Below are 25,138 nucleotides of genomic sequence, written 5' to 3'. Positions count from 1 at the left end.
TCAGGTGCGCCCTGAAACACATTAATTATGCGAACCACGCCTCAAGTCGCCTCTGGCGCAGCCGACATCCTATTTTGAGCTCCGACCTGTTTGTGCACTGACGTTCTGGACGTCGTTGTGCACGGCATACGGCGCGCCATAAAAACAAAAGAGGACAGCCATGACCATTCTTCAGCGAGTGATTGGTGGGTTTGCCGTGCTGGTTGTGTTGTTACTCGCCATGGTGAGTATCAGCTATCAGAGCACCCACTCGATAAGCGAGCGCTTGAGCATCATTACCGGTCAGTCGGCGCCCCTGAGCCGTGCGGCGAGCGAACTGTACGTGCATGTTTTGCGCGCCAACCAGGCATTGCTGGGTGTTCTGGTCAGCAACGACCCGAAACAGATCGACGACGGCAAGCAGCCGTTCAACGACAGCATGGCGCGATTTAATCAACTGCTCGACAGCACGCCAGCCTATATCGGTGACCGCGCTGATCTGCGCGATAACCTGACCCAGCAACGTCAGCTCAGTGCCGCCTACGCCGAACAGGCGCAAACCCTGATCGCCAGCCACCGCCAGCACGTCCTGCAACTGCAGCAGACCCGCATTCTTCAGGGCTACAGCAACAGCCAGAGCGTGCAACTGACCAGCTACCTTCGCGACTACATCGCCCGCGAGCGCAATGCGGGCGCTGCCGACCATGTCGCTGCAGCCGAGAAGCTGTTGCTGGAGGTCGGCAAGTCCTATGAAGGCCTGGCCGCACATGCTGCGACCCCCGACATGCAAATGCTGCAGCGCGTGCTCAACCTTCAGGACGAGGTGATCAGCACCCGTACTCGTGAGCTGACCGCCGCGGATCCTCGCGTTGGCCGTGTGGCCGCCGTCATGGTCAATCGCCTGCTCAATGACCTGACCGGTGCTGACGGCGTTTATCAGGCGTATCGTCAGGAAGCTGCGCTGGCCGAGCAGGTCAGCAAGCAGCGGCAGGCTGCTGAAACGCGTCTGCAGTCCACGCTGGACAAGATCGGCGAGTTCGGCAATCAGTCACTGGCGGTTGCCAACGAAGCCAAGGAAGGGGCGGACTCGACGATCGCCACCAGCCTTAGCCTGTTGCTGGTTGCCTGCCTACTGGCGGTGTTGGCGGCTGTGGTCATCGGTACCTGGGTTGCCTTCAGTCTGCGTCGCCCGCTGGCGGCTTTCCGCGAAGTGCTCAAGACCTTGACCACGGGCGATATGCGCGTGCGCTTCGATGTCAGCCGCAAGGATGAGTTCGGCGAACTGGGTGGGTACCTGAACGAATTCACCCAGTCCCTGCAGCAGACCTTTCGCGAGCTGATCGGCTCGGCGGACGCCCTGGCCCAGACCGCCAGCAACAATGCCCAGATCAGCGAGCAGACCACGCGGGTCGTCGACGAGCAGAAGGACCGTCTGCATTCGGCTGCCTCGGCCATGAACGAGATGGAAAGCACGGTCGAGGAAGTGGCCCGGCGTGCTCAGGACACGCGCAGCGCCGTGGACAACACCAGCGAGCTGACCGACAAGGTGCAGAAGCGTGTGGCGGAAACCATCGTTAACATTCGCCAGCAGGCCGAACAGGTCAACAAGGCTTCTGCCGTGACCGATGAGCTGCAGAAATACGGCCAGAACATCGACGGCATTGTCGATGCGATTCGCACCATTGCCGAACAGACCAACCTGCTGGCGCTCAACGCCGCCATTGAGGCTGCACGGGCGGGCGAGCAGGGCCGGGGCTTTGCGGTGGTTGCCGACGAGGTCAGGTCGCTGGCCAGTCGCACCCAGACATCGACCAGCGAGATCCAGGAAATGATCGGCCAGATGCAGAGCAAGATTCATTCTGCGGTGCAGGTCATGAACGAAAGCCAGATCCAGTCCAATCACTGCGTGACGCTGGCGTCGGGCGCTGATGAGCTGTTGCTGGAAATGGGCGAGGCGGTCGGCACCATTCGCGACATGAACATCCAGATCGCGGCCGCCACCGAGCAGCAGAGCGCGACGGTGCAGGAGACCAGCCGCATGGTCACGCACATCAATGACGCTGCCCAACAGGCTGCAGACGGTGCCGAACAGTCGGCCAGCAGCAGCCAGGACCTGTCGAAAATGGCCAGGGATCAGCGCGAGCTGCTCCATCATTTCAGCGTTTGATGCCCGGGAGTCAGAACATGAAGCAATGGTTAGCGATTTCCCTGGGTGCCAGCCTCCTGGCCGCCAGTCTGGCTCACGCCAGCACACCCCTGGTCGGCGTCGGCATGGCCAAGTACAACGATAACTTCCAGACCATTCTGCGCCATGGCGTGGAGACGCAGATTGCGGTGCTTGATGCCGATATCTTCATGGAGAACGGCCAGGACAACGTGGACTTGCAGATGCGTCAGTTTCGCAATCTGGTGAGTTCGAAGGTGGATGCCATCGTCATCGCCATGGTCAACGGCAAGAGTGCGCCGGAAATGATGCGTCTGGCCAATGAAGCGAAGATTCCACTGGTGTTCGTCAACCGCAACCCGGACCCCGCCAAGTGGCCAGCACAAACGGCATTCGTCGGCTCCGACGAGCTGGAATCCGGCACCTTGCAGATGGAGGAGCTGGCGCGCCGTGCCGATTACAAGGGCAATGTGGTGATTCTGGTGGGTGACCCGAGCAACAAGTCTTCGGTGATGCGCACCGAAGACGTGGAAAAGGTCGTCGCCAAATACCCGAACATGAAGATCGTGCAGAAGAAAATCGGTAACTGGGAGCGCAGCCAGGCCGCGACCATCGTCATCGACTGGGTCAAGCAGGGCGTGGACTTCTCGATCATCGCAGCCAACAACGATGAAATGGCCATTGGCGCAATCATGGGGCTGGAGAAGGCGGGCAAGAGCGCCCAGAACTATCTGGTCGGCGGCATCGACGGTACACCCGACGGGCTCAAGCTGATGGCCGAGGGCAAGATGGCCGTGAGTGTGTTTCAGGATGCGGTGGGACAGGCCAAGGGTGCCGTGGATGCCGCGCTGAGCATGGCCCGGGGTGAAACGCTGGCGTCGCCGGTGATCTGGGTGCCGTTCAAGCTGATCACCCCGGAAAACCGCCAGCAGTTCGAGTGATGCATGGACAGGGCGTGGGGCTGTCGTTTACAGCCGTACGTCCTGCGGCCCGCGAATCTGCGCTTCGATACGGGTGCCGGTCAAGCGTTCCTCATTGGAGAAACCGTCATAGTCCGCCAGCTTGCCAAAACGGATACCGGTGAGCTGTTCGATCTGCATGACGCTGCGCTGCCAGGTCTTCAACTGGCCGAACACGATGCTCAGCTCACCCAGTTCCCGGCTCTGATCAATCATGTAGGCGCTGGCCGAGGGCTTGCCGTCATCACCCAGAAACGCCACGACTTTCCAGAAGGCTGAAGGGATCTTCACGTTACGGTAGCTGCGGTCGTCGTCGCGCAGTACCGGACCGCTGAATACCGTGACCCTGGATTTCCAGCGACGCGTGTTATCCAGAATGTAGTCTTCCAGTTCCAGCCAGGTTTTCTGATTGAACGCGCTCATTTGCGGCGAGCAGTTGGTGAAATGGAAGGTGTCCGCGTTGGCGGTTTGCGCGTCCTGGCCCCAGTTGGGGTCCTGGCGTCTGACCAGATGCCCACGGTCCAGCAGGTTGCCGGCATACAGGCTTTCGCCAATCTGCGCGTCGGCAGGCAGCCTGCCGTCGAACGACCACGCATCGTTGCTGCGCTTGACCTCCACGCTGCTGTCACCATCAATGTTCACACCCACGTAGAGCGCCAGACGCCGACTGCGCGACATGGTGATGGAAAAATGCAGGTAGTCCAGACGATCCCCGGTGTTCTTCAGGGGGTAGACATCGGCAGCCAGTTCTGTGTCCGGCGCGGGCCAGGGTACGACGAAGTCGCCCAGAAAATCCTCGACGTAGCCTTTTCGCGTTTTCAGGTCACTGGCAGGCGTGGTGCGTGGCGACACCAGCGGTTCCGCCTGCGGCGCAAGCAATCCTGACTTGGAACTGAGTGGTTCGAGGTCGGCGAGGCGAGGGCGATAGGTAAGGTCTGCTTTCAATGTCTTGTCAGGCACTGCGCTTGCTCCTGCGGTGGGCGTGGGTGCATCCAGTTCACCATAGGCGCATGACAGCGTTACGTCAGGTTTACGCATCAGGATCCCTGAATGGCCTGAGCGCTGTCTTGACGCGAGCAGCAATTTGACGTGCGTTTGTTCAGGGAGGCCTCATGAGCCTGTTGGCGTGAAAAATGTCCGATAATCGCCCGTTTTTCTGAGCAATGTGACTGATTTTTCTTCTTCGAAAAAATATTTATTCGGTACCTATCGCCGCATATTGGCGTAGTTAAGCCATTTTTTCCGCCTATTAAAGAATCCGATCACTTATCCCGCTCTCAGGACACGTTGACGTTATTAACCGGCTGGTACATTTTTAACGCACATCCGCCTGTGCCGTTCCAGGCAGGAACACAATAAGAACAATCGAGGCACACCGTCATGCTCCAGGGATTGATCCTTTGCGCTTTACCTTCGCCAGTCATTAACGTGCGATGCCGATACGCAAGCATTGGCTGGACCCGCTCGCAGTAGTTTCCTGATTCGCCCATCCGCTTCAGCGCAGTTCCGTCACAGAATGCCCGTCCCATGGAAAGGGCGTTCAGGGTGTCTGGCCGCTGCGCTGGCTCTTGTGCACCTGCGAGGTCTGGCCAATGACGAAAATCGTCGATCTGTATTTCAAACTACTCAAGCTGCTGATTGTGCTGTGCATGGTCGCCATGGTCGTGCTGGTGTTCGGCAACGTGGTGCTGCGCTATGCGTTCAATTCGGGCATCAGCGTGTCCGAAGAGCTCTCGCGCTGGTTTTTCGTGTGGATGATCTTTCTTGGCGCGCTGGTGGCCATGAAAGATCGGGGCCACCTGGGTCTGGACAGTCTGGTCAAGCGTCTGCCGCCTATGGGGAAACGTATCTGTCTGATCACAGGCCAGTTGCTGATGCTCTACATCTGCTGGTTGATTTCAAGTGGCAGTTGGAAGCAGGCCGTCATCAACCTGCGAGTCGTCGCGCCCGCATCGGGTTTTTCAATGGCGGTGTTCTACGCCGCCGGACTGGTCTTCGGCGTCAGCGCCGCCGCAATCCTGCTGTACCAGGTGTACCTGGCGTTGAGCGGCAGGCTGGACGACGAGGCGCTGCTGATGGTCAAGGAAAACGAAGCCGATAGCGTGACCCCGCCGGACGCGTCGTCTGCTTCCGCCACCCGGAGGCATCGACCATGACCTTGCTGATATTTCTCGGATCGCTGCTGGGCAGCATGGCACTGGGTATTCCGATTGCGTTCGCGCTGCTGCTGGTGAGCGTCGCGTTGATGCTGCACCTTGACCTGTTCGATGCGCAGATCATCGCCCAGAACCTGCTCAACGGCGCCGACAGCTTTCCGCTGATGGCCGTACCGTTTTTCATGCTGGCGGGTGAGGTGATGAACGCCGGCGGCTTGTCCAAACGCATCGTCAACATCGCGATGGCATTGGTCGGACACAAGCGCGGTGGCCTGGGCTATGTGGCGATCATCGCTTCCTGCCTGCTGGCGTCGTTGTCAGGTTCGGCAGTGGCCGACGCCGCGGCACTGGCTGCGCTGCTGGTGCCGATGATGGTCCACGCCGGACACAATCGTTCGCATTCGGCCGGCCTGATTGCAGCGGGAGGCATCATTGCGCCGATCATCCCGCCGAGCATTGGCTTTATCGTGTTCGGTGTTGCGTCCGGCGTCTCGATTTCCAAGCTGTTTCTGGCCGGTATCGTCCCCGGACTGATGCTCGGGGCCGCGCTGGCCGTGGCATGGTGGTTCATCTCCCGTCGCGAAAACGTCGAACCTCCGCCCAAGCGCAGTGCCAGGGAAATCCTGCGTACGCTGGTGGACGGCTCGTGGGCGTTGGGCTTGCCGCTGATCATTGTGTTCGGCCTGAAGTTCGGCATTTTCACGCCGACTGAAGCGGCTGTGGTCGCTGCGGTGTATGCCCTGTTCGTGTCGCTGGTGATCTACCGGGAGCTGAAGATCAATCAGCTGTACGAACTGGTGCTTTCGTCTGCCAAGACCACATCGGTGGTGATGCTGCTCGTCGCTGCGGCCATGGTGTCGTCATGGTTGGTGACCATCGCCGAGCTGCCGGACCAGTTGGCGGCGTTGCTTGAACCCTTCATGGACAACCCGACGCTGCTGCTGATGGTGATCATGCTGCTGGTGATTCTGGTCGGCACAGTGATGGACATGACCCCGACCATTCTGATCCTGACGCCAGTCCTGATGCCCGCCGTGACCATGGCTGGCATCGATCCTGTGTATTTCGGGGTGCTGTTTTTGATCAATACGGCCATTGGCCTGATCACCCCACCCGTGGGCACGGTGCTCAACGTGGTGTGCGGGGTCTCGAAGATCAGCATGGACGAGATCATTCGGGGCGTCTGGCCTTTCATGCTGGCGCAGTTCGTCGTGCTGTTCTTGCTGGTGCTGTTTCCACAACTGGTTCTGGCGCCACTGGCTTTTCTGACCCGCTGACGATGGGCCAGAAGCCGTTTGACCTTCACCCCTCCATTTCCAATAACAAGACCGGAGAATGATGACATGCAGAAACTGATGAAAACCCTGCTGGCCGGGGCCTGTGCCACCAGCCTGTTGCTGGGGAGCATGGCCAGCCACGCAGCAGAGATTCGCGAGCGCACGCTGCGTTTTGCCTTTCAGAACGTCAAGGAGCACCCGCAGGGGCAGGGCGCACAGAAATTTGCCGATCTGTTGAGTGAAAGCAGTGGCGGCAAGATCAAGGTGCGCTTATTCCCCGGCGGCACGCTGGGCGGCGATGTGCAGACGGTGTCTGCCTTACAGGGCGGCACGCTGGACATCACCGTACTGAACTCCGGGATTCTGGCCGCTCAGGCGCCCGATTTTGCCATGCTCGACTTCCCGTTCCTGTTCAACGACGTGAAGGAAGCGCATGCAGTCATCGACGGTCCGGTCGGCCAGAAACTCTCGGCGCAACTCGACAGCAAAGGGCTGGTCGCCCTCGGTTACTGGGATCTGGGGTTTCGCAACGTCACCAACAGCAAACACCCGATCACTCGTCTTGAAGACATGCAGGGCCTGAAGATCAGGGTCATCCAATCGCCGATCTATCTGAAAACGTTCTCGGCGCTGGGCGCCAATCCGGTGCCCATGGCCTTTCCTGAGGTCTATACCGGCCTTGAACAGCACACCATCGACGGTCAGGAAAATCCGTACACGGTGATCGAGGGCAGCAAGTTTTTCGAAGTGCAGAAGTACCTGTCCGCGACCGGGCACATCTTCAACCCACAGTCGCTGATCATGAGCCAGAAGACCTGGAATCGCCTGAACGACGATGAAAAGGCCCTGATTCGTGACGCTGCCGCCAAGGCTCAGGTCTTCCAGCGCCAAGTGACGGCCGACAGCATGGACAAGGCTCGCGCCAATCTGGAAAGACAGATTGCGGTCAACGACATTTCCCCCGCCGAGAAGGAGCGTTTCCGTGAGCGCGTAAAGCCGGTGATTGACGAGTTTTCACAGCAACTGGACGCCGGTCTGGTGAAGATGATGTACGACGAAATCGCCAAGGTGCGCGGCGCCCAGTGATTGCAACGTGGCATCGGGGGCGTGTTGACAGAACCCCGATGCCGCAACCTTGGCGCTATCTGCGTTCGGGAAAATCAAACCCCTTGAAATTAGTCTTAAATATCCTGGAACCGGTGTCGATAAGCTTTGAATAAGAGCAGCCGCAGCTCGCGTTATTCCATTGACCGCAAGGGGCTTCAGGATGTCGATAAAACTCCGTCTGTTTTTGCTGATCTGCACGGGATTGCTCGCCGTGCTGATCATCAGTGTGGTCAGTTATCTGGGCAACAACCGGATGGCTGCGGCGATGATCGACAACGAGGTCAGCATGGCTGCGCTAAGCAATCATATGCAGGCCGACATGATGCACGATGCCCTGCGTGCCGACGTGCTTTCGGCCATGCTGGTCGGGCTGGGCAAGAGCAACACTACGCGAGCAGAGGTACTGGCTTCTCTCAACGAACATGCGACGCAGTTTCGCAAGGTGCTGGGCGATAACCTCGCGCTGCCGATCAACGACACCCTCAAGGCTGAACTGAACAGGGTCAAGCCGAGTCTGGATGCCTACATCAGTGCAGGCGAGCGAATTGTCGGTCTGGCGCTGGACAGCCCTGACCGGGCACAGCAGGATCTGGGCACGTTCACTGCCGCCTTCACCCAGCTGGAAGGCCAGATGTCCACGCTGAGTGACCTGATCGAGAACAACTCCAAAGCCAGCGGCGATGTCACCCGCGATGCCATTCGCAGCGCTAACGTCACGCTCGGTGTGGTTCTGGTTGTCGGTCTGTTGATGCTGTTGGCCCAAGGCCACTGGGTGACCCGCAGCATCATGATCCCCTTGCAGTCTGCCAGCCGCATCGCCGACAGCATTGCCCACGGCAACCTCAGCGAGCCGATTACCGAACCGCGCAACCGTGACGAAGCCAGCATGCTGATTCGCAGCCTGGCCATCATGCAGCGTGATCTGCGCGGGATGATTGAGGTGGTGCGCAGCAATGCCCATGGCGTCAGCGGCATGAGCGGGCAACTGAGCAGCGGTTGTCACGAAGTCGCGGGCAGCAGTCAGCAGCAAAGCTCGGCTGCGGCAACCATGTCGGCGGCGGCCAGCGAAATGACCGCCAGCATCGAGGAAATCACCCGTCACGCCGAACAAGCCCGGGAAATGGCCAGTCAGGCCGAGTCACTGGCCAAGAACGGCGGCCGGGTGATCCATCAGGTGGTCAGCGACATGGACGGCATTGCGCGTTCGGCGCAGCAATCGGCGCAGGTGATTCGCACGCTGGATAAAGAGTCGGAAGCCATTTTCAACATCATTCAGGTGATCAAGAGCATTGCCGACCAGACCAACCTGCTGGCGCTCAATGCGGCCATTGAAGCGGCACGCGCCGGTGAGCAGGGCCGGGGCTTTGCGGTGGTGGCTGACGAGGTACGCAGCCTGGCGGGACGCACCAGTGCGTCGACGCAGGAGATTACCGGCATGGTTGCCCGCATCCAGCAAAGCACCCGCGAGGCGGTAACCAGCATGGAAGCGGGCGTAGCACAGGTCGATAAAGGCATGGCGGTGACCGCCGAGGTCGAGCGCGCCATTCGGGATATTCTCGAAGCCACCCTGAGTACCACACAGCTGGTCAATGACATCACCCGAACCATCGGCGAGCAGAGCCTGGCCAGCAATGAAATCGCCCATCAGGTGGAAATGATCGCCAGCATGTCCGAGGACAACAGTCGGGTCATCGGCCAGACGGCCACCACCACCGATGAGTTGTCCGCGCTGGCGGGCAAGCTCTCGCAATCGGTGGACAGATTCCGGCTTTGATATCTATAAGCCATTATCTGGCGTACGCTCGCGACCCGCTCACCGCATGCCTCGACTCTGGCAGGTGAAGCCTGATCAGGACGTTTCGCCCGTTCTGGTCATTCCTGCTGATTTAAAGCTTTTGCACTAACAGACGTTAACCATCGAAACTGAACACCCTCGCGCCCAGGAGCAGCTGCATGCAAACGTTAAAGGCTTTGTACGAGTCGGTCGAAAGGCAGTTTTTCAACACGCTGACCAAAAAGCTCTCAAGCCTTTTTCTGTTGGTTGTGATCAGCGCATTGCTGTACTGGGTGGCCCTGTCGGTCCGGGCGGACATCGTGACGCTATTGCGCAGTGCGCAACTGGAGGCCGGTGTACTGTCGCGCATTGAAGGCCGGCTGGATGCACTGAGCAACGCCATTCTGCTCAGTACGCTGTTCACGCTGGGCATGGTCGGCTTTATGGTCTGGTACTTGCGTCACCTGATCGTACGACCGGTGATGTTCATGACTGGCGCGCTCGAAGAAATCGCCAATGGCGAGGGTGACCTGTCCAAGGATCTGCCGTTGCTGACCCACGATGAAATTCGAGTGCTGGCCAGTACCTGCAACCGGTTTCTGGCCAAGCAGCGTGAAGTGATCAGCAGTATTCAGGCGTTGACCGTGCAGATTGCGGTCGAGTCGGCGCGTTCGCTCAAGAACATCAGTGATTCGAGCGACAGCGCCACCGATCAGGCTCGCTTTTCGAAAGAAGTCATGGATCAGAGCAACATGGCTGTGGGCAGCATTGAAGATGTGTCCCGGCAAACCCAGGGCATTTCCAGTACCACGGCGCAGAACCTGAGCATGGCACGCGGCTCTTACTCCGAGCTGCTGGAAGTGACCGGTAATATCAGCCAGATTTCCAGCAGCCTCAATGAGTTCGGGGTGCTCGTCTCGGCGCTGAATCAGCGCTCGTCGAGCATCAAATCCATCGTCGGGCTGATCCAGCAGATTTCTTCGCAGACCAACCTGTTGGCGCTCAACGCGGCCATTGAAGCGGCGCGTGCCGGGGAGAGCGGACGCGGCTTTGCCGTGGTGGCGGATGAAGTGCGTACGCTGGCACAGAACGTGAGCAAGGCCACTGACGACATCTCCCAGAACATTGACGCCATGCTGCTGGAAGTCAGCTCCACCTACGAGCAGACCACTCAGATCAGCCAGAGCGCGCGTGAAACCCAACAGGTTGTGGAGCGGGCCTCCGGTCATTTCGAGAGCATGATTGGCGACTTCGAATCGACCAACGACAAGCTTGCCGACATCGCGACGCACATCCAGCAGTTCGCTGACACCAACACCGGCATCAATGAGCGGGTAACGCGTATCTACGCCGACAGCCAGGCCATCGATCAACGCATGCAGCATTCGGCAACCGCCACGCGCGACCTCTCAGGCGTCGCCGAGCGGGTACAGGCATTGCTGGGCCGCTTCGTACTCGGGCATGGCGAACTGGATGCCGCGATCACGCGTGCCAGTCATTGCCGCGACGTTTTGCAGGCTCGCCTGGCGGTCCTGCACAAGGAAGGGGTCAACCTGTTCGATCAGAGCTACAAACTGATCCCCGGCACCGACCCCAAGCAATACCTGACCAGCTACACCGAACGCTTTGCACTGATCTGTCAGGAAGAGTGCGACTCGCTGACCAAAGGCACTCGAGGCGGCAAGGTTTCATTCATTGTCGATGCCAAAGGCTATTGCCCGGTCAACAACAGCTGGGTATCGCAGAAACCGACCGGCAACCGCGCCGTCGACCTGCCAGTGTGCCGCAACAAACGGATGTTCTCCGACCCTGTGGGCTTGCGCGCGGCAGGTAACAAACAGCGTTTCCTGTTGCAGACCTATCTGCGTGACACCGGCGAAATCATGACCGAGATTGACGTGCCGTTTTTCTTTGAAGGCCGTCATTGGGGCAACCTGCGGATGGGCTTCGACGCAGCGCAGTTGCTGGGTCATTGAATGAGCGCGGTGACGACCGTCGCCCGGTCTGCAGACCGCTCAGGGGTTATTGTTCACGCCTGACGCGATGGCAATGGAACGTTAACGCCGGTCCAGGCTCAACTCTTGTGACGCTCTGATTCCCGGAACGCTTACGGAGGTGTGATTTTGAACATTCAAGAGCTGTCCAGCGATATCAAGGCTGGCAAGATTAGTGAACTCAATCTGGTGTCGATGGAAGGCGGTTCCTACGTACTTCATGCACTGGTCGGTGAGCGGTCGGTGCCGGTACATGACTCTCACGGCAAGCCCCTTCATATCGCATCGGTTGAAGAAGCGCGCAAGGTGCTGTCGTCAGTGCCGGATGTGCATCTGTTTCTGAGTCAGGGTGTCGCCCATGATGAAATGGTGGGGCTGGACGACACGCAGGCCGAGTCATCGCGGCATGAGATTCCGCTGCGCTCCAGTCTTTGACTTCCCGTCTTTCACCCGTCTGAATGGAACACCGCTCTGCGCAGCAGGGCGGTCAGTCGTCGCTGCGGCCTGGTATGCGGGTCGCGGCTCACAACTCAGGAGCCCTTATGTCTTTCCAGAAACTGTCCCGGATACTGATCACCAACGATGATGGCATCGATGCCCCGGGACTGCTGGCGCTGGAAGAAGTGGCGCGAGAATTGGCCGATGAGGTCTGGATTGTCGCCCCCGATCAAGACCAGAGCGGCATCTCCCACGCACTGAGCATCCACCACCCTTTGCGCGTGACAGCGCGCGGGGAACGCACGTTTTCAGTGTCCGGCACACCCGCCGATTGTGTGGCCATGGCGCTGCGTCAGCTAATGAGCGAACCCCCGCAGTTGATCCTTTCCGGCATCAACAAGGGCGCCAATCTGGGGGTGGAAACGGTGTTTTCAGGCACGGTCGGTGCGGCAATGGCCGGGCTGCTGTTCGGCGTGCCGTCGATTGCCCTGAGCCAGGCCCTGACGCGGCGCGACTCCGTGCGTTGGGAAACGGCGCGACAACTGGCGCCTGATGTGATTCGCAAGGTATGGGGGCTGGGCTGGGAGCAGGGCGCTTGCCTGAACATCAATTTTCCGGATGTTCCGGCAGCAGAAGCCGGTCCGATGCAGTTCACGACTCAGGGTGCCGGTCGGATCGATACGCTGGACGTCACGTCACGCACTGACATGCGCGAGCGCGATTATTTCTGGCTGAGCATCCACCGTCATGATTTGGCGGACGTGCCCGGCAGCGAAACCCATGTGGTCATGAATGGCGGTGTTTCCGTCACACCGTTGCGTTTCGAGCGTACTGACACCCCGATGCTGGAGCAGTTGAAGGCGCGTTGCGAAGATCGATCCGCCTGATCAGGGCTGGCGTACAACGGCCACGCATTTGATTTCCAGCAGCAGTCCGGGATGTGCCAGTTCAGCGACGCCGATGCAGGTCCAGGCGCATTGTCCGCGCGGAAAGAGCCGGTTTTTCACCTCACGAAAGACCGGCATGTGCTCGCTCATCGAGACGTGATAGGTGGTCATGTCGACGATGTCATCGAAGGTGCAGCCAGCCTCGGCCAGCAATGTGCGCAGGTTCTCCCAGCAGGCGATGAACTGCGCCTCGGGATTCAGGATCACTTCCATGTCACGCGTACGGCCGACCTGTCCGGAGCAGTAGAGCGTATGACCCACCCTGACTGCTGGCGCGTAACCAGCGCGGTCCATGATGAGTTCCATGGTGGGAGGGACGATGATTTCGCGGTCTGACATGTGGGTACACCTGGTTGTGCAATTGCTGATGTGAGGCTTTATGGCGGATGCCCGCCTGGCGCGCTTACGCCTTGCTGGCAGGTTTGGTGGCACGGCGCGGTTTTTTCGCTGCGGTGCCGGTTGCCTTGTCGCTGCTGGCTGTCTTGCGCGGACTGGCCTTGCGCTTTTTCTTCCATGGCGGCTTCACGCCTGCCGGACTCGCCGGACCGCTGATCGACATACGCATGCCGACGCAGCGGCTGACGTGCTTGCTCATCCATGCGGCCTGTCGGGTCACGAACTCTTCAAGGCTCATCTCGCCATTCTGCACCATGTCCAGCGCCTGTTCCCAGATCGCCGTGGTGCCAGGATCGGCGATGGCACGTGGCACGGCGTCGATCAGGCTGAAAGCAGCCGGACTGGCGCACAGCGCCTTGCCCTGTTTGGTCAGGTAGCCTCGATCCAGCAAACCCTGAATGATGCCAGCGCGGGTCGCTTCAGTGCCGATGCCGGTGGTGTCCTTGAGCTTTTGCTTGAGCAGCGGGTCTTCCACCAGTTTGGCGACATTCTTCATCGCCTTGATCAGATCGCCTTCCGTGAATGGCTTGGGCGGTTGGGTCCACAGGTCCTTGAGGAGCACGTCGGCAACAGTGCACTCGCAGCCCTGAAACAGCGCGGGCAGTGGCTGCGGCGCAGGGGCTTCGCGGCCCTTTGACGGGACCAGTGCTTCGGGCATGGCACGCTTCCAGCCGGGTTCGACGATCTGTTTGCCAACGGCCCGCAACGCATGACCTGCGCAATCGAAATCGGCCTGGGTGCGATCATATTCGTGATTGGGCAGAAACTGCGCCAGATAGCGGGCCCTGATCAGGGTGTAGACCGCTCTGGGCTTGCCGGTCAGGCGCTCGATGCCTTTGGCCGCAGCAGTGGGGATGATGCCGTGGTGCGCGCTCACCCTGGCGTCGTTCCAGGCCCGTGAGCGGCGCTGCGCATCGAGGTGCGGGAGCAGCTCCCCCAGGGCAGGATCGGCCTTGCCCAGCGCCGCGATAATGCTCGCAGCCTCGCTGTGCTGGCTGTTGGGCAGGTAGCCGCAATCGCTGCGCGGGTAGGTGATGACCTTGTGGGTTTCGTACAGCGCCTGGGCGATGTCGAGGGTTTCCTGAGCACCGAGCCCCAGCTTCTTCGAGCAGATCTCCTGCAGCGTGCCAAGGTCGAACGGCAGCGGTGCCGCTTCGCGGATACGTTCGGTGCGCAGCTTGACCAGCCGGGCGCTGCCCGCATGGCGGATGGCTTGGGCGGCCTGTTGTGCGAGTGACGCGTTCAGGCAGCGATCCTGATCGTCGCAAACGTCCGATGGCGCGCGCCATTGGGCGATGAACGCCTGATGGTCATGCAGCAGTCTGACGTCGATGCCCCAGTAAGGCACCGGCACGAAATCGGCGATGCTGCGGTCGCGATCCACCACCAGGCGCAAGGTGGGGGTCTGCACGCGCCCGACCGGCAGCACGCCCTGGTAGCCGGACTGTCTGCCCAGCAAGGTAAACAGACGGCTCATGTTCATGCCGATCAGCCAGTCAGCGCGGGAGCGGCCAAGCGCCGAGTGGTACAGGCTGAAGGTTTCGGCACCCGGCTTGAGCGCGGCCAGCGCCTTGCGAATCGAGGCATCGTCCAGCGCCGACAGCCACAGGCGCTGGATCGGCCCGCGATAGCGGCAGTGCTCGACCAGCTCCCGGGCAATCATCTCGCCCTCACGGTCGGCATCGGTGGCGATGACCAGCTCTTTCGCCTCGCCCAGCAGACGCTTGACTGCCTTGAACTGGCTGGCGGTTCTGGGTTTGACCAGCATTTTCCATTGTTGCGGCACGATGGGCAGGTCTTCCAGCACCCAGCGCTTGTAGCGGGCGTCGTAAGCGTCCGGTGGCGCGGTTTCCAGCAGATGGCCGATGCACCAGGTGACCGTGGCATTGGCACCCACCCAGCAGCCGTCACCACGCCGCGTTGCGCCAAGCGCAGCCGCGATGTCTTTGGCCTGAGAGGGTTTTTCGCAAAGGAACAGCCGCATGACTACCGTCTTCGATTACCGGTGGTGAGGCTGCAAGGATGAACTTTGAGCGCGCGATGGGCAAGTTTTATCTGTATGGATATACAGATAAAGGCATGCCCTGGCTGGCAAACCCTCGTGCTAACGCTACGATAAAAGGAACCGCTGCGGCGTTCCGGACCACTCACGGGCGCATTCATGCTGAAAAACGGGAAGGACCGACGATCGTCGGTTGCCCCATGAATTGATCAAAAATCAAGCAACGGAGTAGCTTATGAAAGCTTCAATGTTTTCAAGTGGCGCGACACGAGCACCTGATATCCCGATTGAGGATCTGAACCGTCAAAACAACAACAGTCAAAACTTGCCGACCCGCAATCCTGGCTCATCATTGGCCAGGTCCGGAAACACGGGCTATGAAGCCCCGCAGACGTCGGTGGGCAGCGGGCAAAGCTTGAATAAGTCCGGACAAAGCGATGTGTTTTTCGGGGCAGCCCACGAGACGACCGGTACAAAGGCTCCAGGCCTGAGCCGTGCGGAGACATACCAGAAGTCTGTTGCGCTGATGGCGATCAACGAAATGCTGTCCAGAATACGCGCGGTATTGATGGGCACCAGCGATGGGACCACGCCTCTGATGGACGCCAGTCGACCGGACATGACGCCGCCTCCGGATGTCATGTATCCCGGTGTACTGAACCCTGACGGCAGCGTCATCAAAACCGAAAGGGATGTATCCGCAAAACCCACTGAAGCGACCGGTCGGCCAGAGGGGGATACGCGCACCGCCGAACAGATAATCGACGACAACCCGATCCTGAAAAATCTGGGCTACCAGAAAGACATCAAGCGCACTGAAGCCTATGCCCGGATAGGTGACTGGAGCGAGAACAATAAAGATCCGGAAAGCCGGGCAGATGCTGCTTACAACGCGGCAAAAGTGCTGAACTGGATCAACAGCTCCGATCAGGCCGACGGCGCAGCAAGGCAGTGTGTGGACGACAGTGATCTTCAGGGCATCACCCATGATGGCGATGCCCGCCATGGTACCGAGGCCGGAAACTGGAAGGACTTCGTCGAGCAGGGCTATACGGCGCTCAAAGACGATCATCGTCTCGACAAAACCAATGATTCACACGTTCGCGCTGATGGTTCCAACAAGGATAACGTTCAGGCATTCCTCGGCGAGGTCGGCAAGAATATCTGGCCTGTGGTGGGGCTGAGCAACGTGCTGGTCGCGGTGGGTGAGTCCAAGGGCGGTCTGGCAGGCGCGCTGAAGGCGGGTGCCGGTGCTGCTCTTGAGACAACCGTGGCGGCCGCTGAAGGTGCGACGGATGCGATCAAGCGTGGGCGCATCAGCCCTGTGTCGGTGGCTGTTCAGGCCACTGCGGGCGCATTGTCCGAGTCTCGGGCCGCGCCAGACGTCGTGAAGACGATTGCAGGGCTGGTGTAGGCCTCTGGCTCAGGCCAAAGCCTCTTCCGATCAGTCGAAAGAGGCTTTTTTATCGGGGCCGTTGTTCGGCGTTACACCGCAATCTCTACCTGATCACCGTTCAACCGCACGGGCCAGACGTCCAGCCGCTGCTCTGGATACTCCAGGCAACTGCCGTCGTGCAGACGGAAGTGCTGTTTGTACAGTGGCGAGGCAATGACCAGATCACCTGCAATCTGGCCGATCAGCCCGCGCCCGATCACGTTGGCCCCGGATTTGGGGTCGCGGTTGTCGATGGCGTAAAGCTTTTCGCCGTCAGCCGTGTCAGGCACATAGAACAGCGCGACCTGCGTGCCGTCGAGCCAGGCCACTACGCCGGAATTGGCGACCAGATCCTGGCGGCCGCACAGCGCGTGCCAGTGCAGGTGCAGCGCGGACGGGGTGTTTTCTGCAAAAGCCGTGTCAGACGAGTTCATCAGACCACCTCCTTGAACAATGGGATAAGCGCGAGTTCTTCAGGTTTTGCAGGGCGACGCTGAGCGCGTTCCTTGACGAAATGCACATCAGGGTCGCCACGGCCGTCGTTGACGAAGGTGCGGAAGCGTTTGAGCTTTTCCGGGTCCTTGAGGGCGTTGGCCCATTCGCACTCGTAGCGATCGACCACCAGTTGCATCTGCGATTCCAGCTCGGTAGCCAGCCCCAGGCTGTCGTCGAGAATCACGGCCTTCAGGTAATCCAGGCCGCCCTCCAGTGATTCACGCCAGACGGACGTGCGCTGCAGCTTGTCGGCGGTACGTATGTAAAGCATCAGGAACCGGTCGATGTAGCGGATCAGGGTTTCGTCATCCAGATCGGTGGCGAACAGTTCTGCGTGACGTGGACGCATACCGCCATTGCCGCACAGGTAAAGGTTCCAGCCGTTCTCGGTGGCGATCACCCCGACGTCCTTGCTCTGTGCCTCTGCGCATTCACGGGTGCAGCCCGAGACCGCGAACTTGAGTTTGTGCGGCGAACGCAGACCCTTGTAGCGATCTTCGATGCGCAGCGCCATGGCGACGCTGTCTTGTACGCCGTAGCGGCACCAGGTGCTGCCGACGCAGGACTTCACTGTCCGGGTCGATTTGCCGTAGGCGTGCCCGGTCTCGAAGCCGGCTTCGATCAGCTCGCTCCAGATGTCCGGCAACTCGTGCAATTGCGCGCCGAACAGGTCGATACGCTGACCGCCTGTGATCTTGGTGTACAGGTCATACTTCTTGGCCACCGCGCCAATAGCGATCAGGCCGTCCGGGGTGATTTCGCCACCTGGAATGCGCGGCACCACCGAGTAGGTGCCGTTCTTCTGCATGTTGGCCATAAAGGTGTCGTTGGTGTCCTGCAACGGCACCAGCGAGGGTTCGGTGATCGGCCGGTTCCAGCACGACGCGAGAATCGAGCCGACGGCTGGCTTGCAAATGTCGCAACCGTGAGCCCCCTTGCCATGGCGGGCCAACAGCGCTTCGAAGGTTTCGATGCCTTCGACACGGACCATCGAATACAGCTCCTGGCGGGTGTAGGCGAAGTGTTCGCACAGGCTCTTGTCAACCGCAACGCCACGGGCAATCAGTTCATGCTCGAAGACTTGCTTGAGCAGCGCGGTACAGCCGCCGCAACCGGTCGCAGCCTTGGTGCAGGCCTTGATGCCGGCAAGGTCGGTGCAGCCATTGTCGATGGCCGAGCAGATCGAGCCCTTGCTGACGTTATGGCACGAGCAGATGGTGGCTGTGGCGGGCAGGGCGTCGGCACCCAGTGTCGGCGCGCCTTCGCTGTGCGGCAGGATCAGGCTCGACGGATCAGCAGGCAGGGTGATGCCGTTCTGGGCGTATTGCAGCAGGGTGTCGTAATAACTGTTGTCGCCGACCAGCACGGCACCGAGCACCTGCTTGCCGTCAGCCGACACCACCAGACGGCGATAGCTGGCAGTGGCTTCGTCAATGAAGCGGTAGCTGACCGCGCCTGCCAGTGCGCCGTGCGCATCGCCGATGGAACCCACGTCGACGCCCAACAATTTGAGTTTGGTGGACATGTCGGCACCGAAGAACGGCTCGGTGTCCTTGTCGCACAACTGCGCCGCCACCCCACGGGCCATCTGATAGCCCGGCGCGACCAGACCAAACACGCTGCCGTTCCAGGCGGCACATTCACCGATGGCATAGATATCTTCGTCGCTGGTGCGGCAGTGTTCGTCAATCGCGATGCCGCCGCGCGGACCCAGCTCCAGCGCACATTGGCGGGCGAGGGCGTCCTGCGGGCGAATACCGGCGGAGAACACGATCAGGTCGGTTTCGAGGAACTCGTCGTTGGCGAAATTCATGCGATAGCGGTATTGCTTGCCGTCGCTGATCGACTGAGTGGCGCGTGAAAGGTGCACGCCGACGCCCAAGGCCTCGATGCGCGCCTTCAAGGCGGCGCCGCCCAGCTCGTCCAGCTGGACCGGCATCAGGCGCGGCGCAAATTCCACCACATGGGCTTCAAGGCCAAGCGACTTAAGAGCGTTGGCCGCTTCCAGCCCCAGCAGCCCGCCGCCGACCACGACGCCACGGCGCGCTTTGGAGGCCGCGTAACGGATGCTATCGAGGTCTTCGAGCGTGCGGTAGACCAGCTTCGAATTGCCCTGCGCGCCTTCGATAGGTGGCACAAACGGGTAGGAGCCTGTAGCCAGGATCAGTTTGTCGTAGCCGAAGCAGCCTTCAGACGTGATGATCTCGTGGCGGTCGCGGTCGATTTCCAGCACCGGTACGCCCAGGTGCAGGGTGAGGCCTGCCTGTTCATACAGGGCCATTTCGCTCATGGCGAGCGACTCGGCATCGCGGCCAGTGAAGTATTCGGACAGATGTACACGGTCGTAGGCACGCTGGGCCTCTTCACCGAACACATGAATGCGATAGCGCTCCAGCGCGCCGCCAGCGATCAACTGCTCGACGCAATGGTGACCGACCATGCCATTGCCGACGACGATCAGGGTTTTTACATCGTTGTGGGGGAAGACTGTGGTGTTCATAGCGAGTCCCGGCCGAGGCCAATCAGGTTTTTTGAAGCAAAAAAAAGCGCCCGGAACCTTTCGGTTCCAGGCGCCTTTGCCTGTTCTCTTATGGGTGTTCAGGGGTGCGGATCAAGCCTCGTTGCCGGATGCACCTGGTAGCCCTGTGGTCTGTGTGAGACTGGCGATCTTCATCGATCAACCGGGGCGGCCCGACCGTATTAAAGGTGGGGTTGTTCAGGGTTATGCAGGAGTTGTGCCAGCTTGGTGTGGATCATCCATGAGTGGCTGTGCAACGAACGTTTTCCGGCGTTTGGCCTGGCGTCAGGGTTATAGAGAAGACGCTCTGACGACGCTGCGGTTTGCATTGCAATGGTGCGTGATGGGCGGGTTGCGCTGTAAAGATGTGCATTAAGTGTCGGGGCAGGTGGTTTCGAGGTGCCTTGGGTGCGATCAGGAGCCGGCTCCATCCTGTCCTGAAACTGGCGCAGCATTTGTATTACCCTGCGCCCACACTTCTTTGATCCATTGCCATGACCCTCTCTATCCGTGAAGTCACCCGCGCCGAGATTCCCGAGACCATTGCCTTCGTCATGCGGGCGCGCGCCGAGATATTTCCCATGCTTGACGCCACTGTGGTTCCTGCCGACCTGGCTGCGTTCGAACAGGTGTATCTGAACGGCGACAGAGGCAAATTTCTCATTGCCCGTCATGACCGGGAGATCGTCGCTGCTGTCGGTTACCTGCCATTCGACCATCGCTTTGCGCAGCTGGATTACATCGGACGCGACACGGTCGAAATCGTCCGTCTGTACGTCATGCCCGCGTTCAGGGGCGGTGGTCTGGCCAGCCGACTGTGTGAAGCGCTCTGGGCGCATGCCGATGCCAGTGCAATAGACGTGCTTTATCTGCACACCCATCCCTTCCTGCCGGGGGCTATCCGCTTCTGGGAGAAGCAGGGCTTTGCCGTAACGGATGTGGAAACCGATCCGGTCTGGAAGACCACGCACATGGAGCGCGTACGTCGGAAATAAAGATTTGCTTGTAAGGAGCGGGCAGGGAACGTGCATGGTGAATCGGGCGAGTGATGGCCAAATGGAATCTTCAAGGATTTGAACAGCGGCCATACGCAGGCGATACGTTTGCGCAAATGCGTGACGGCCATGAATGAGGCTTGAAGGATTATGCTCAGAAACGCTCCGCTCCGACTAAAACTACTCATGATCCTGCTGTTCCCGCTGATGGGCTTTCTGACGCTTGCCTCGGTGTACGTGTACGACAGCTACAAGACACTGACGCAGATGGATCAGGCCGTGACCGCCAGTACCGATGCGCAGGTCCTTAGTCAGCTCATCACCAATCTGCAGCGCGAGCGCGGTGCCAGTGGCGTTTTTCTGGGCAGCCAGGGCAAGTCGATGCGTGATCGGCTGGCCGTCATTCGCCAGGACAGTGACCGCTCCGTCACGGCTGTACGCGCCATCCCGACCACGGGTAACCCGCAGGTCGAGAGCGTGTTGAGCGCACTGGAGCGCTTGAAAGGCACCCGCGAGCAGGTCGATCAATTGACGATCAGCAGCACCGAGTCCGGTGCGCGCTACACCGGCATGATTCAGGCGATGGTCGGCTACACCCAGTCACTGGAAGCCAGCGTTACTGAAGCCTCGCTGGTCCACGCACTGGCTGCGCTTAATCAGTTCATCGAGATGAAGGAGCGGGCCGGTCGCGAGCGCTTCATTTTGGGAATCGTCTTCACTCAGGACCGATTCGATTCGGCGCTGCTGTCGAGATTCAGTCGCAACCTGGGTGAATTCTCGGCGTATTCGGACGGCTTTCGTCGCAAGGCTCCAGAGCGTTTCGTTCAATTGCTGGACGGCAAGATGCAAGAGGCGTCTGCCCTGGAAGTGCTCAGGTTGCAGCAACTGGCCGTAGAGCGTCCATTGGGCGAGGCGCTGGGGGTCAAGCCTGAAGCCTGGTTTGAAGTGGCCACCCGTCGCATCGACCTGATGGGGGAAGTTGAAGGTCAGCTCAGCGACGACGTCGGATCCCTGGCGGCTCAAGCGCGGGATGCTGCGAGCAGTAATCTGTGGCTGACCCTGGGATCGACCCTGGCGGCATTGCTGGCCGTCTTTGTACTGGTCTGGCTGATCATCCGTAACATCAACTTTGCGGTCGGTGAGATCAATCAGACCCTGCTGTCCTTGTCGCGTCGTGATCTGACAGCGCGCGCTGACTACGAAGGCCGCGACGAATTTGGCCAGATCGTCTTGAACCTCAATGCCATGAGCAATGAAATCAAGGAAATCGTGCAGGAGATAGGCAACGCCACGGCGCAGGTTGCGACAGCTGCCGAGCAGTGTTCGGCGGTGACCCTGCAAACCAGCAAGAGCGTCGAGCAACAGCGTCAGGGCACCGAGCAGGTGGCAACCGCGATTAACCAGATGAGCGCGACCGTCAAGGACGTGGCCCGCAGTACCACAGATGCTTCGCTGGCCTCGCAGCAGGTTAACCAGAGCACCAGTGACGGGCGGACCGAGATCGACAACACCATCGAGCTGATTCAGCAGCTCTCAGGCCAGGCGGAGCAGACGTCGGGGATCATTGCCGAACTCAAGCATGAAAGCGACGCGATTTCCTCGGTGCTGGAAGTGATTCGCGGAATCGCCGAGCAGACCAACCTGCTGGCGCTGAACGCGGCCATCGAGGCGGCCAGGGCTGGTGATCATGGGCGCGGATTTGCCGTGGTGGCGTCCGAAGTGCGCACGCTGGCGCAGAAGACGCAGGAGTCGACCGGCAATATTCAGCAGATGATCACCAACCTGCAGTCAGGTTCGGATCGCGCCAGCGTGTCCATGCAGCATACCCTCGACAAGGCGCAGGCTGGAGCGCGCAATATTGTGCGTGCCGGTACGTTGCTTTCTGAGATCGCTGAAGGCGTGGCGAACATCAACGATCGCAACCTTCAGATTGCGACCGCCGCGGAAGAGCAGACCTCGGTCGCAGAAGACATCAACCGCAATGTCACCAACATCAATGATCTGGTGATTCAGGTCAGTGCGGGTGCCGAGCAGACGGCGATGACCAGTCTGGAACTGGCACGGCTGGCCGAGCATCAGCAGCAATTGGTCAGCCGTTTCAAGGTGGCGTGACCAGGAGACACAAGAGGAGATGGAGGTGGCTTGCTGGTCATGAGACCGGCAGGGTTTGCCAGAAAATTGCATCGTCGTTGATCGTCGGAACGCCGCCCAGATCAGACATTAATAACCCGCTGAAGAGGCTGGATTTTGTGGATACGGACCGGGCGGCGTTCCGTTTGTCCGCGAAAAGGCCGGTACATCCGACGAAGATGCAGTGGCCAGGCTGCTGTATTCGCGGACAAGTCCGCTCCCACAAAAGGTGATGAAGCCTCCTCTTCTGTGGGACGCGGGTGCTTGATGAGTTTCGTCAGCGCGGGGCGCGCTGGCGGGCGGTTTTCATCAGGTCTTCTGGTGTGATGTGCCCAACGACCGCCTTGGCCGCGGCGCTGCCTGGCAGCGGCAGGTCCAGAATATGGCCTTTCATCTTGCCCACCACGTGCATTTCACAGGGCTTGCAGTCGAACTTCAGGGTCAGCACTTCGTCGCCTTGAATCAGCTGCATCGGCGCCACTTTGGTACGTACGCCGGTCACGCCCTTGGCCTGTTTCGGGCACAGGTTGAACGAGAAACGCAGGCAGTGCTTGGTGATCATCACCGGGACTTCGCCCGTTTCCTCGTGCGCTTCGTAAGCCGCATCGATCAGTTGCACGCCGTGGCGGTGGTAGAAATCACGCGCCTTCTGGTTGTAGACGTTGGCCAGAAACGACAGGTGCGACTCGGGATAGACCGGTGGCGGCGTGGTTTCTGCCTTGCGACCGCCTTGCGGATGAGCCTTCAGGCGCGCTTCGGTCAACGCGTCGATGGTGTCGCGGCGCAGCGTCTTGAGCTGAGAGTTGGGCACGAAGAACGCCTGTGGGGCGTCCAGCTTGATGTCCTGAGCGTGATAGATCGTGGTGCCCAGTTGCGAGAGCAGGTCACGCAACTGGTCGAGCGCCTGTTCCGGTTTGTTCGCTGCACCGAACGGCCCGTCCAGATGAGTCGTGACACTCACACCTTCCTCGCTGGTCGCGATCAGGTTCAGACGCTCTTCACGCAGTTCGACCTGCCACTGGATACCGATCCGGCGTTCGGCCGACGGCTTGAGCAGCGCCTGCTGCCAGTTGTGATCCAGGTTACGGTTCAGCGGGTGATTCGGGCGCAGTCGTGAGAGGGCGGCCGGCATCTCATTGGGCTCGACGCGATAGCGCCAGCGTTTCTCGCCGTCTTCCTCGAATTCACCTTTGAGCTCGGCCACGTTGGCGCGGAAACCCACCACCTCACGCTTGATCAGCACGTTCAGACCGTCGCCGTTGGACAGTGGCTCGTGGGTGACTGCGATCAGATCGCGCTTGCCCAGTTTTTCCACGCTGCCCACCGACAGGCCGGTGAAGGTCGGCGTGTCAAAGGCGCCGATGTCGATCTTGCGGTCACTGACGAAGTAGTCGGTGCTGCCACGGTTGAAGGTCTTTTCCGGGTCCGGGACGAAGAAGTGCGCGGTACGGCCGCTGGAGGCCCGCGCCAGGTCCGGGCGGTCTTCGAGGATGTCGTCCAGTCGCTGACGGTAATAAGCGGTGATGTTTTTGACGTAGCCCGCGTCCTTGTAGCGCCCCTCGATCTTGAACGAGCGCACGCCGGCTTCGACCAGGGCACGCAGGTTGGCGCTCTGGTTGTTGTCTTTCATCGACAGCAGGTGCTTTTCGAAGGCCACGACACGGCCCTGATCGTCCTTGAGGGTGTAAGGCAGGCGGCACGCCTGGGAGCAGTCGCCCCGGTTGGCGCTGCGGCCGTTCTGCGCGTGGGAGATATTGCACTGCCCGGAGAATGCCACGCACAACGCGCCATGGATGAAGAACTCGATGGCCGCGTCGGTTTCGTCGGCGATCTCGCGGATTTCCTGCAGGTTCAGCTCACGCGCCAATACAAGTTGCGAGAAACCTGCCTGATCGAGAAACTTCGCCCGGCCAAGGGTGCGGATGTCGGTCTGGGTGCTGGCATGCAGCTCAATGGGTGGAATGTCCATATCCAGGACGCCAAGGTCTTGCACGATCAGCGCATCCACGCCTGCGTCGTAGAGCTGGTGGATCAGCGTGCGGGCCGGTTCCAGTTCGTCGTCGTGCAGGATAGTGTTGATCGTGGTGAAGATGCGCGCATGGTAGCGATGGGCAAATTTCACCAGTTCGGCGATATCGCTGACCTCGTTGCAGGCGTTGTGTCGTGCGCCGAAGCTCGGCCCGCCAATGTACACCGCGTCGGCGCCATGCAGGATGGCTTCACGGGCGATGCTCGTGTCCCGTGCGGGGCTGAGCAATTCCAGGTGGTGTTTGGGTAGGGACATGGCTACGGCATCCGACGGCGGGCAAAGCGCGCATTGTAGTGCCATGGGCCGCGCGGCGCACCTGCGCTGATCGCTGCAGCGTCATTTA

Annotated in this window: 18 protein-coding genes and 1 pseudogene; 13 read left to right on the top strand and 6 right to left on the bottom strand. The window is 60.1% G+C overall.

The features are described from left to right. Nucleotides 1-160: 160 nt before the first annotated feature. Together BUB69_RS04910 and BUB69_RS04905 are read left to right on the top strand one after the other, a co-directional pair. Complete coding sequence (locus BUB69_RS04910; protein WP_073162945.1) at nucleotides 161-2,146, top strand: methyl-accepting chemotaxis protein; 1,986 nt, start codon at nucleotides 161-163, stop codon at nucleotides 2,144-2,146. Between the two features lie 17 nt (nucleotides 2,147-2,163). Beyond that, the gene (locus BUB69_RS04905) at nucleotides 2,164-3,084 is read left to right on the top strand and encodes a substrate-binding domain-containing protein (RefSeq protein WP_073162943.1); all 921 of its coding nucleotides are present in this window, start codon (nucleotides 2,164-2,166) and stop codon (nucleotides 3,082-3,084) included. Between the two features lie 27 nt (nucleotides 3,085-3,111). Here the strand turns inward: BUB69_RS04905 and BUB69_RS04900 are convergent, their stop codons facing one another. Beyond that, on the bottom strand, nucleotides 3,112-4,062 hold the full coding sequence (locus tag BUB69_RS04900; RefSeq protein WP_073162940.1) for a DNA/RNA non-specific endonuclease: 951 nt from the start codon (nucleotides 4,060-4,062) through the stop codon (nucleotides 3,112-3,114). A gap of 632 nt (nucleotides 4,063-4,694) precedes the next feature. On the opposite strand from BUB69_RS04900, the gene BUB69_RS04895 reads away from it, so the two are divergent. The 8 genes and pseudogenes from BUB69_RS04895 (at nucleotide 4,695) to surE (ending at nucleotide 12,735) form a co-directional block, all read left to right on the top strand. Further along, nucleotides 4,695-5,258, top strand: coding sequence for a TRAP transporter small permease (locus BUB69_RS04895; RefSeq protein WP_073162938.1), 564 nt, complete (start codon nucleotides 4,695-4,697; stop codon nucleotides 5,256-5,258). Then, a complete protein-coding gene (locus BUB69_RS04890) occupies nucleotides 5,255-6,535 on the top strand; it encodes a TRAP transporter large permease subunit (RefSeq protein WP_073162935.1) in 1,281 nt (426 codons plus the stop codon). The genes BUB69_RS04895 and BUB69_RS04890 overlap by 4 nt, the downstream gene beginning before the upstream one ends. Before the next feature lie 66 nt (nucleotides 6,536-6,601). Further along, nucleotides 6,602-7,621: a TRAP transporter substrate-binding protein gene (locus BUB69_RS04885; protein WP_073162934.1), complete on the top strand. Its 1,020-nt coding sequence runs from the start codon at nucleotides 6,602-6,604 to the stop codon at nucleotides 7,619-7,621. A gap of 181 nt (nucleotides 7,622-7,802) precedes the next feature. After that, nucleotides 7,803-8,558: pseudogene (locus tag BUB69_RS29480) on the top strand (MCP four helix bundle domain-containing protein); the annotation flags it as partial. Then, nucleotides 8,553-9,416, top strand: coding sequence for a methyl-accepting chemotaxis protein (locus tag BUB69_RS29475; protein WP_425439346.1), 864 nt, complete (start codon nucleotides 8,553-8,555; stop codon nucleotides 9,414-9,416). The pseudogene BUB69_RS29480 and the gene BUB69_RS29475, both read left to right, overlap by 6 nt. A gap of 179 nt (nucleotides 9,417-9,595) precedes the next feature. Beyond that, complete coding sequence (locus BUB69_RS04875; protein ID WP_073162930.1) at nucleotides 9,596-11,392, top strand: methyl-accepting chemotaxis protein; 1,797 nt, start codon at nucleotides 9,596-9,598, stop codon at nucleotides 11,390-11,392. Between the two features lie 141 nt (nucleotides 11,393-11,533). Further along, nucleotides 11,534-11,845 carry a DUF6482 family protein gene (locus BUB69_RS04870; protein ID WP_073162927.1) on the top strand — a complete coding sequence of 104 codons (312 nt, stop codon included), beginning with the start codon at nucleotides 11,534-11,536 and terminating at the stop codon, nucleotides 11,843-11,845. Nucleotides 11,846-11,952: 107 nt separating this feature from the next. Further along, nucleotides 11,953-12,735, top strand: a complete 783-nt coding sequence (gene surE, locus BUB69_RS04865) for a 5'/3'-nucleotidase SurE (RefSeq protein WP_073162925.1) — start codon at nucleotides 11,953-11,955, stop codon at nucleotides 12,733-12,735. Here surE and BUB69_RS04860 read toward each other — a convergent pair whose 3' ends face one another. Both BUB69_RS04860 and BUB69_RS04855 read right to left on the bottom strand, forming a co-directional pair. Beyond that, on the bottom strand, nucleotides 12,736-13,134 hold the full coding sequence (locus BUB69_RS04860) for a RidA family protein (protein ID WP_073162923.1): 399 nt from the start codon (nucleotides 13,132-13,134) through the stop codon (nucleotides 12,736-12,738). A 64-nt stretch (nucleotides 13,135-13,198) separates the two neighbouring features. Next, nucleotides 13,199-15,175: a DNA topoisomerase III gene (locus BUB69_RS04855; RefSeq protein ID WP_073162920.1), complete on the bottom strand. Its 1,977-nt coding sequence runs from the start codon at nucleotides 15,173-15,175 to the stop codon at nucleotides 13,199-13,201. Between the two features lie 544 nt (nucleotides 15,176-15,719). Between BUB69_RS04855 and BUB69_RS04850 the strand changes: the two genes are divergently transcribed. Beyond that, nucleotides 15,720-16,607, top strand: a complete 888-nt coding sequence (locus tag BUB69_RS04850; protein ID WP_205031412.1) for a hypothetical protein — start codon at nucleotides 15,720-15,722, stop codon at nucleotides 16,605-16,607. 71 nt (nucleotides 16,608-16,678) lie between these two features. Here BUB69_RS04850 and nirD read toward each other — a convergent pair whose 3' ends face one another. Together nirD and nirB are read right to left on the bottom strand one after the other, a co-directional pair. Then, complete coding sequence (gene nirD, locus BUB69_RS04845) at nucleotides 16,679-17,062, bottom strand: nitrite reductase small subunit NirD (protein ID WP_073162915.1); 384 nt, start codon at nucleotides 17,060-17,062, stop codon at nucleotides 16,679-16,681. Continuing rightward, on the bottom strand, nucleotides 17,062-19,623 hold the full coding sequence (gene nirB / locus BUB69_RS04840; RefSeq protein ID WP_073162913.1) for a nitrite reductase large subunit NirB: 2,562 nt from the start codon (nucleotides 19,621-19,623) through the stop codon (nucleotides 17,062-17,064). The genes nirD and nirB overlap by 1 nt, the downstream gene beginning before the upstream one ends. A gap of 512 nt (nucleotides 19,624-20,135) precedes the next feature. Here nirB and BUB69_RS04835 point away from each other — a divergent pair. Next, complete coding sequence (locus tag BUB69_RS04835) at nucleotides 20,136-20,636, top strand: GNAT family N-acetyltransferase (RefSeq protein ID WP_073162910.1); 501 nt, start codon at nucleotides 20,136-20,138, stop codon at nucleotides 20,634-20,636. Nucleotides 20,637-20,822: 186 nt separating this feature from the next. Next, complete coding sequence (locus BUB69_RS04830; protein ID WP_425439343.1) at nucleotides 20,823-22,748, top strand: methyl-accepting chemotaxis protein; 1,926 nt, start codon at nucleotides 20,823-20,825, stop codon at nucleotides 22,746-22,748. Nucleotides 22,749-23,043: 295 nt separating this feature from the next. Here the strand turns inward: BUB69_RS04830 and BUB69_RS04825 are convergent, their stop codons facing one another. Further along, the gene (locus BUB69_RS04825) at nucleotides 23,044-25,050 is read right to left on the bottom strand and encodes a peptidase U32 family protein (protein ID WP_024686514.1); all 2,007 of its coding nucleotides are present in this window, start codon (nucleotides 25,048-25,050) and stop codon (nucleotides 23,044-23,046) included. Between the last annotated feature and the right edge of the window lie 88 nt (nucleotides 25,051-25,138).

The organism is Pseudomonas asturiensis, from assembly GCF_900143095.1.
Classification (GTDB): Bacteria; Pseudomonadota; Gammaproteobacteria; order Pseudomonadales; family Pseudomonadaceae; genus Aquipseudomonas; species Aquipseudomonas asturiensis.
The sequence above is the reverse complement of the archived record's forward strand: the minus strand, read 5'-3'. Positions and strand labels throughout refer to the sequence as shown.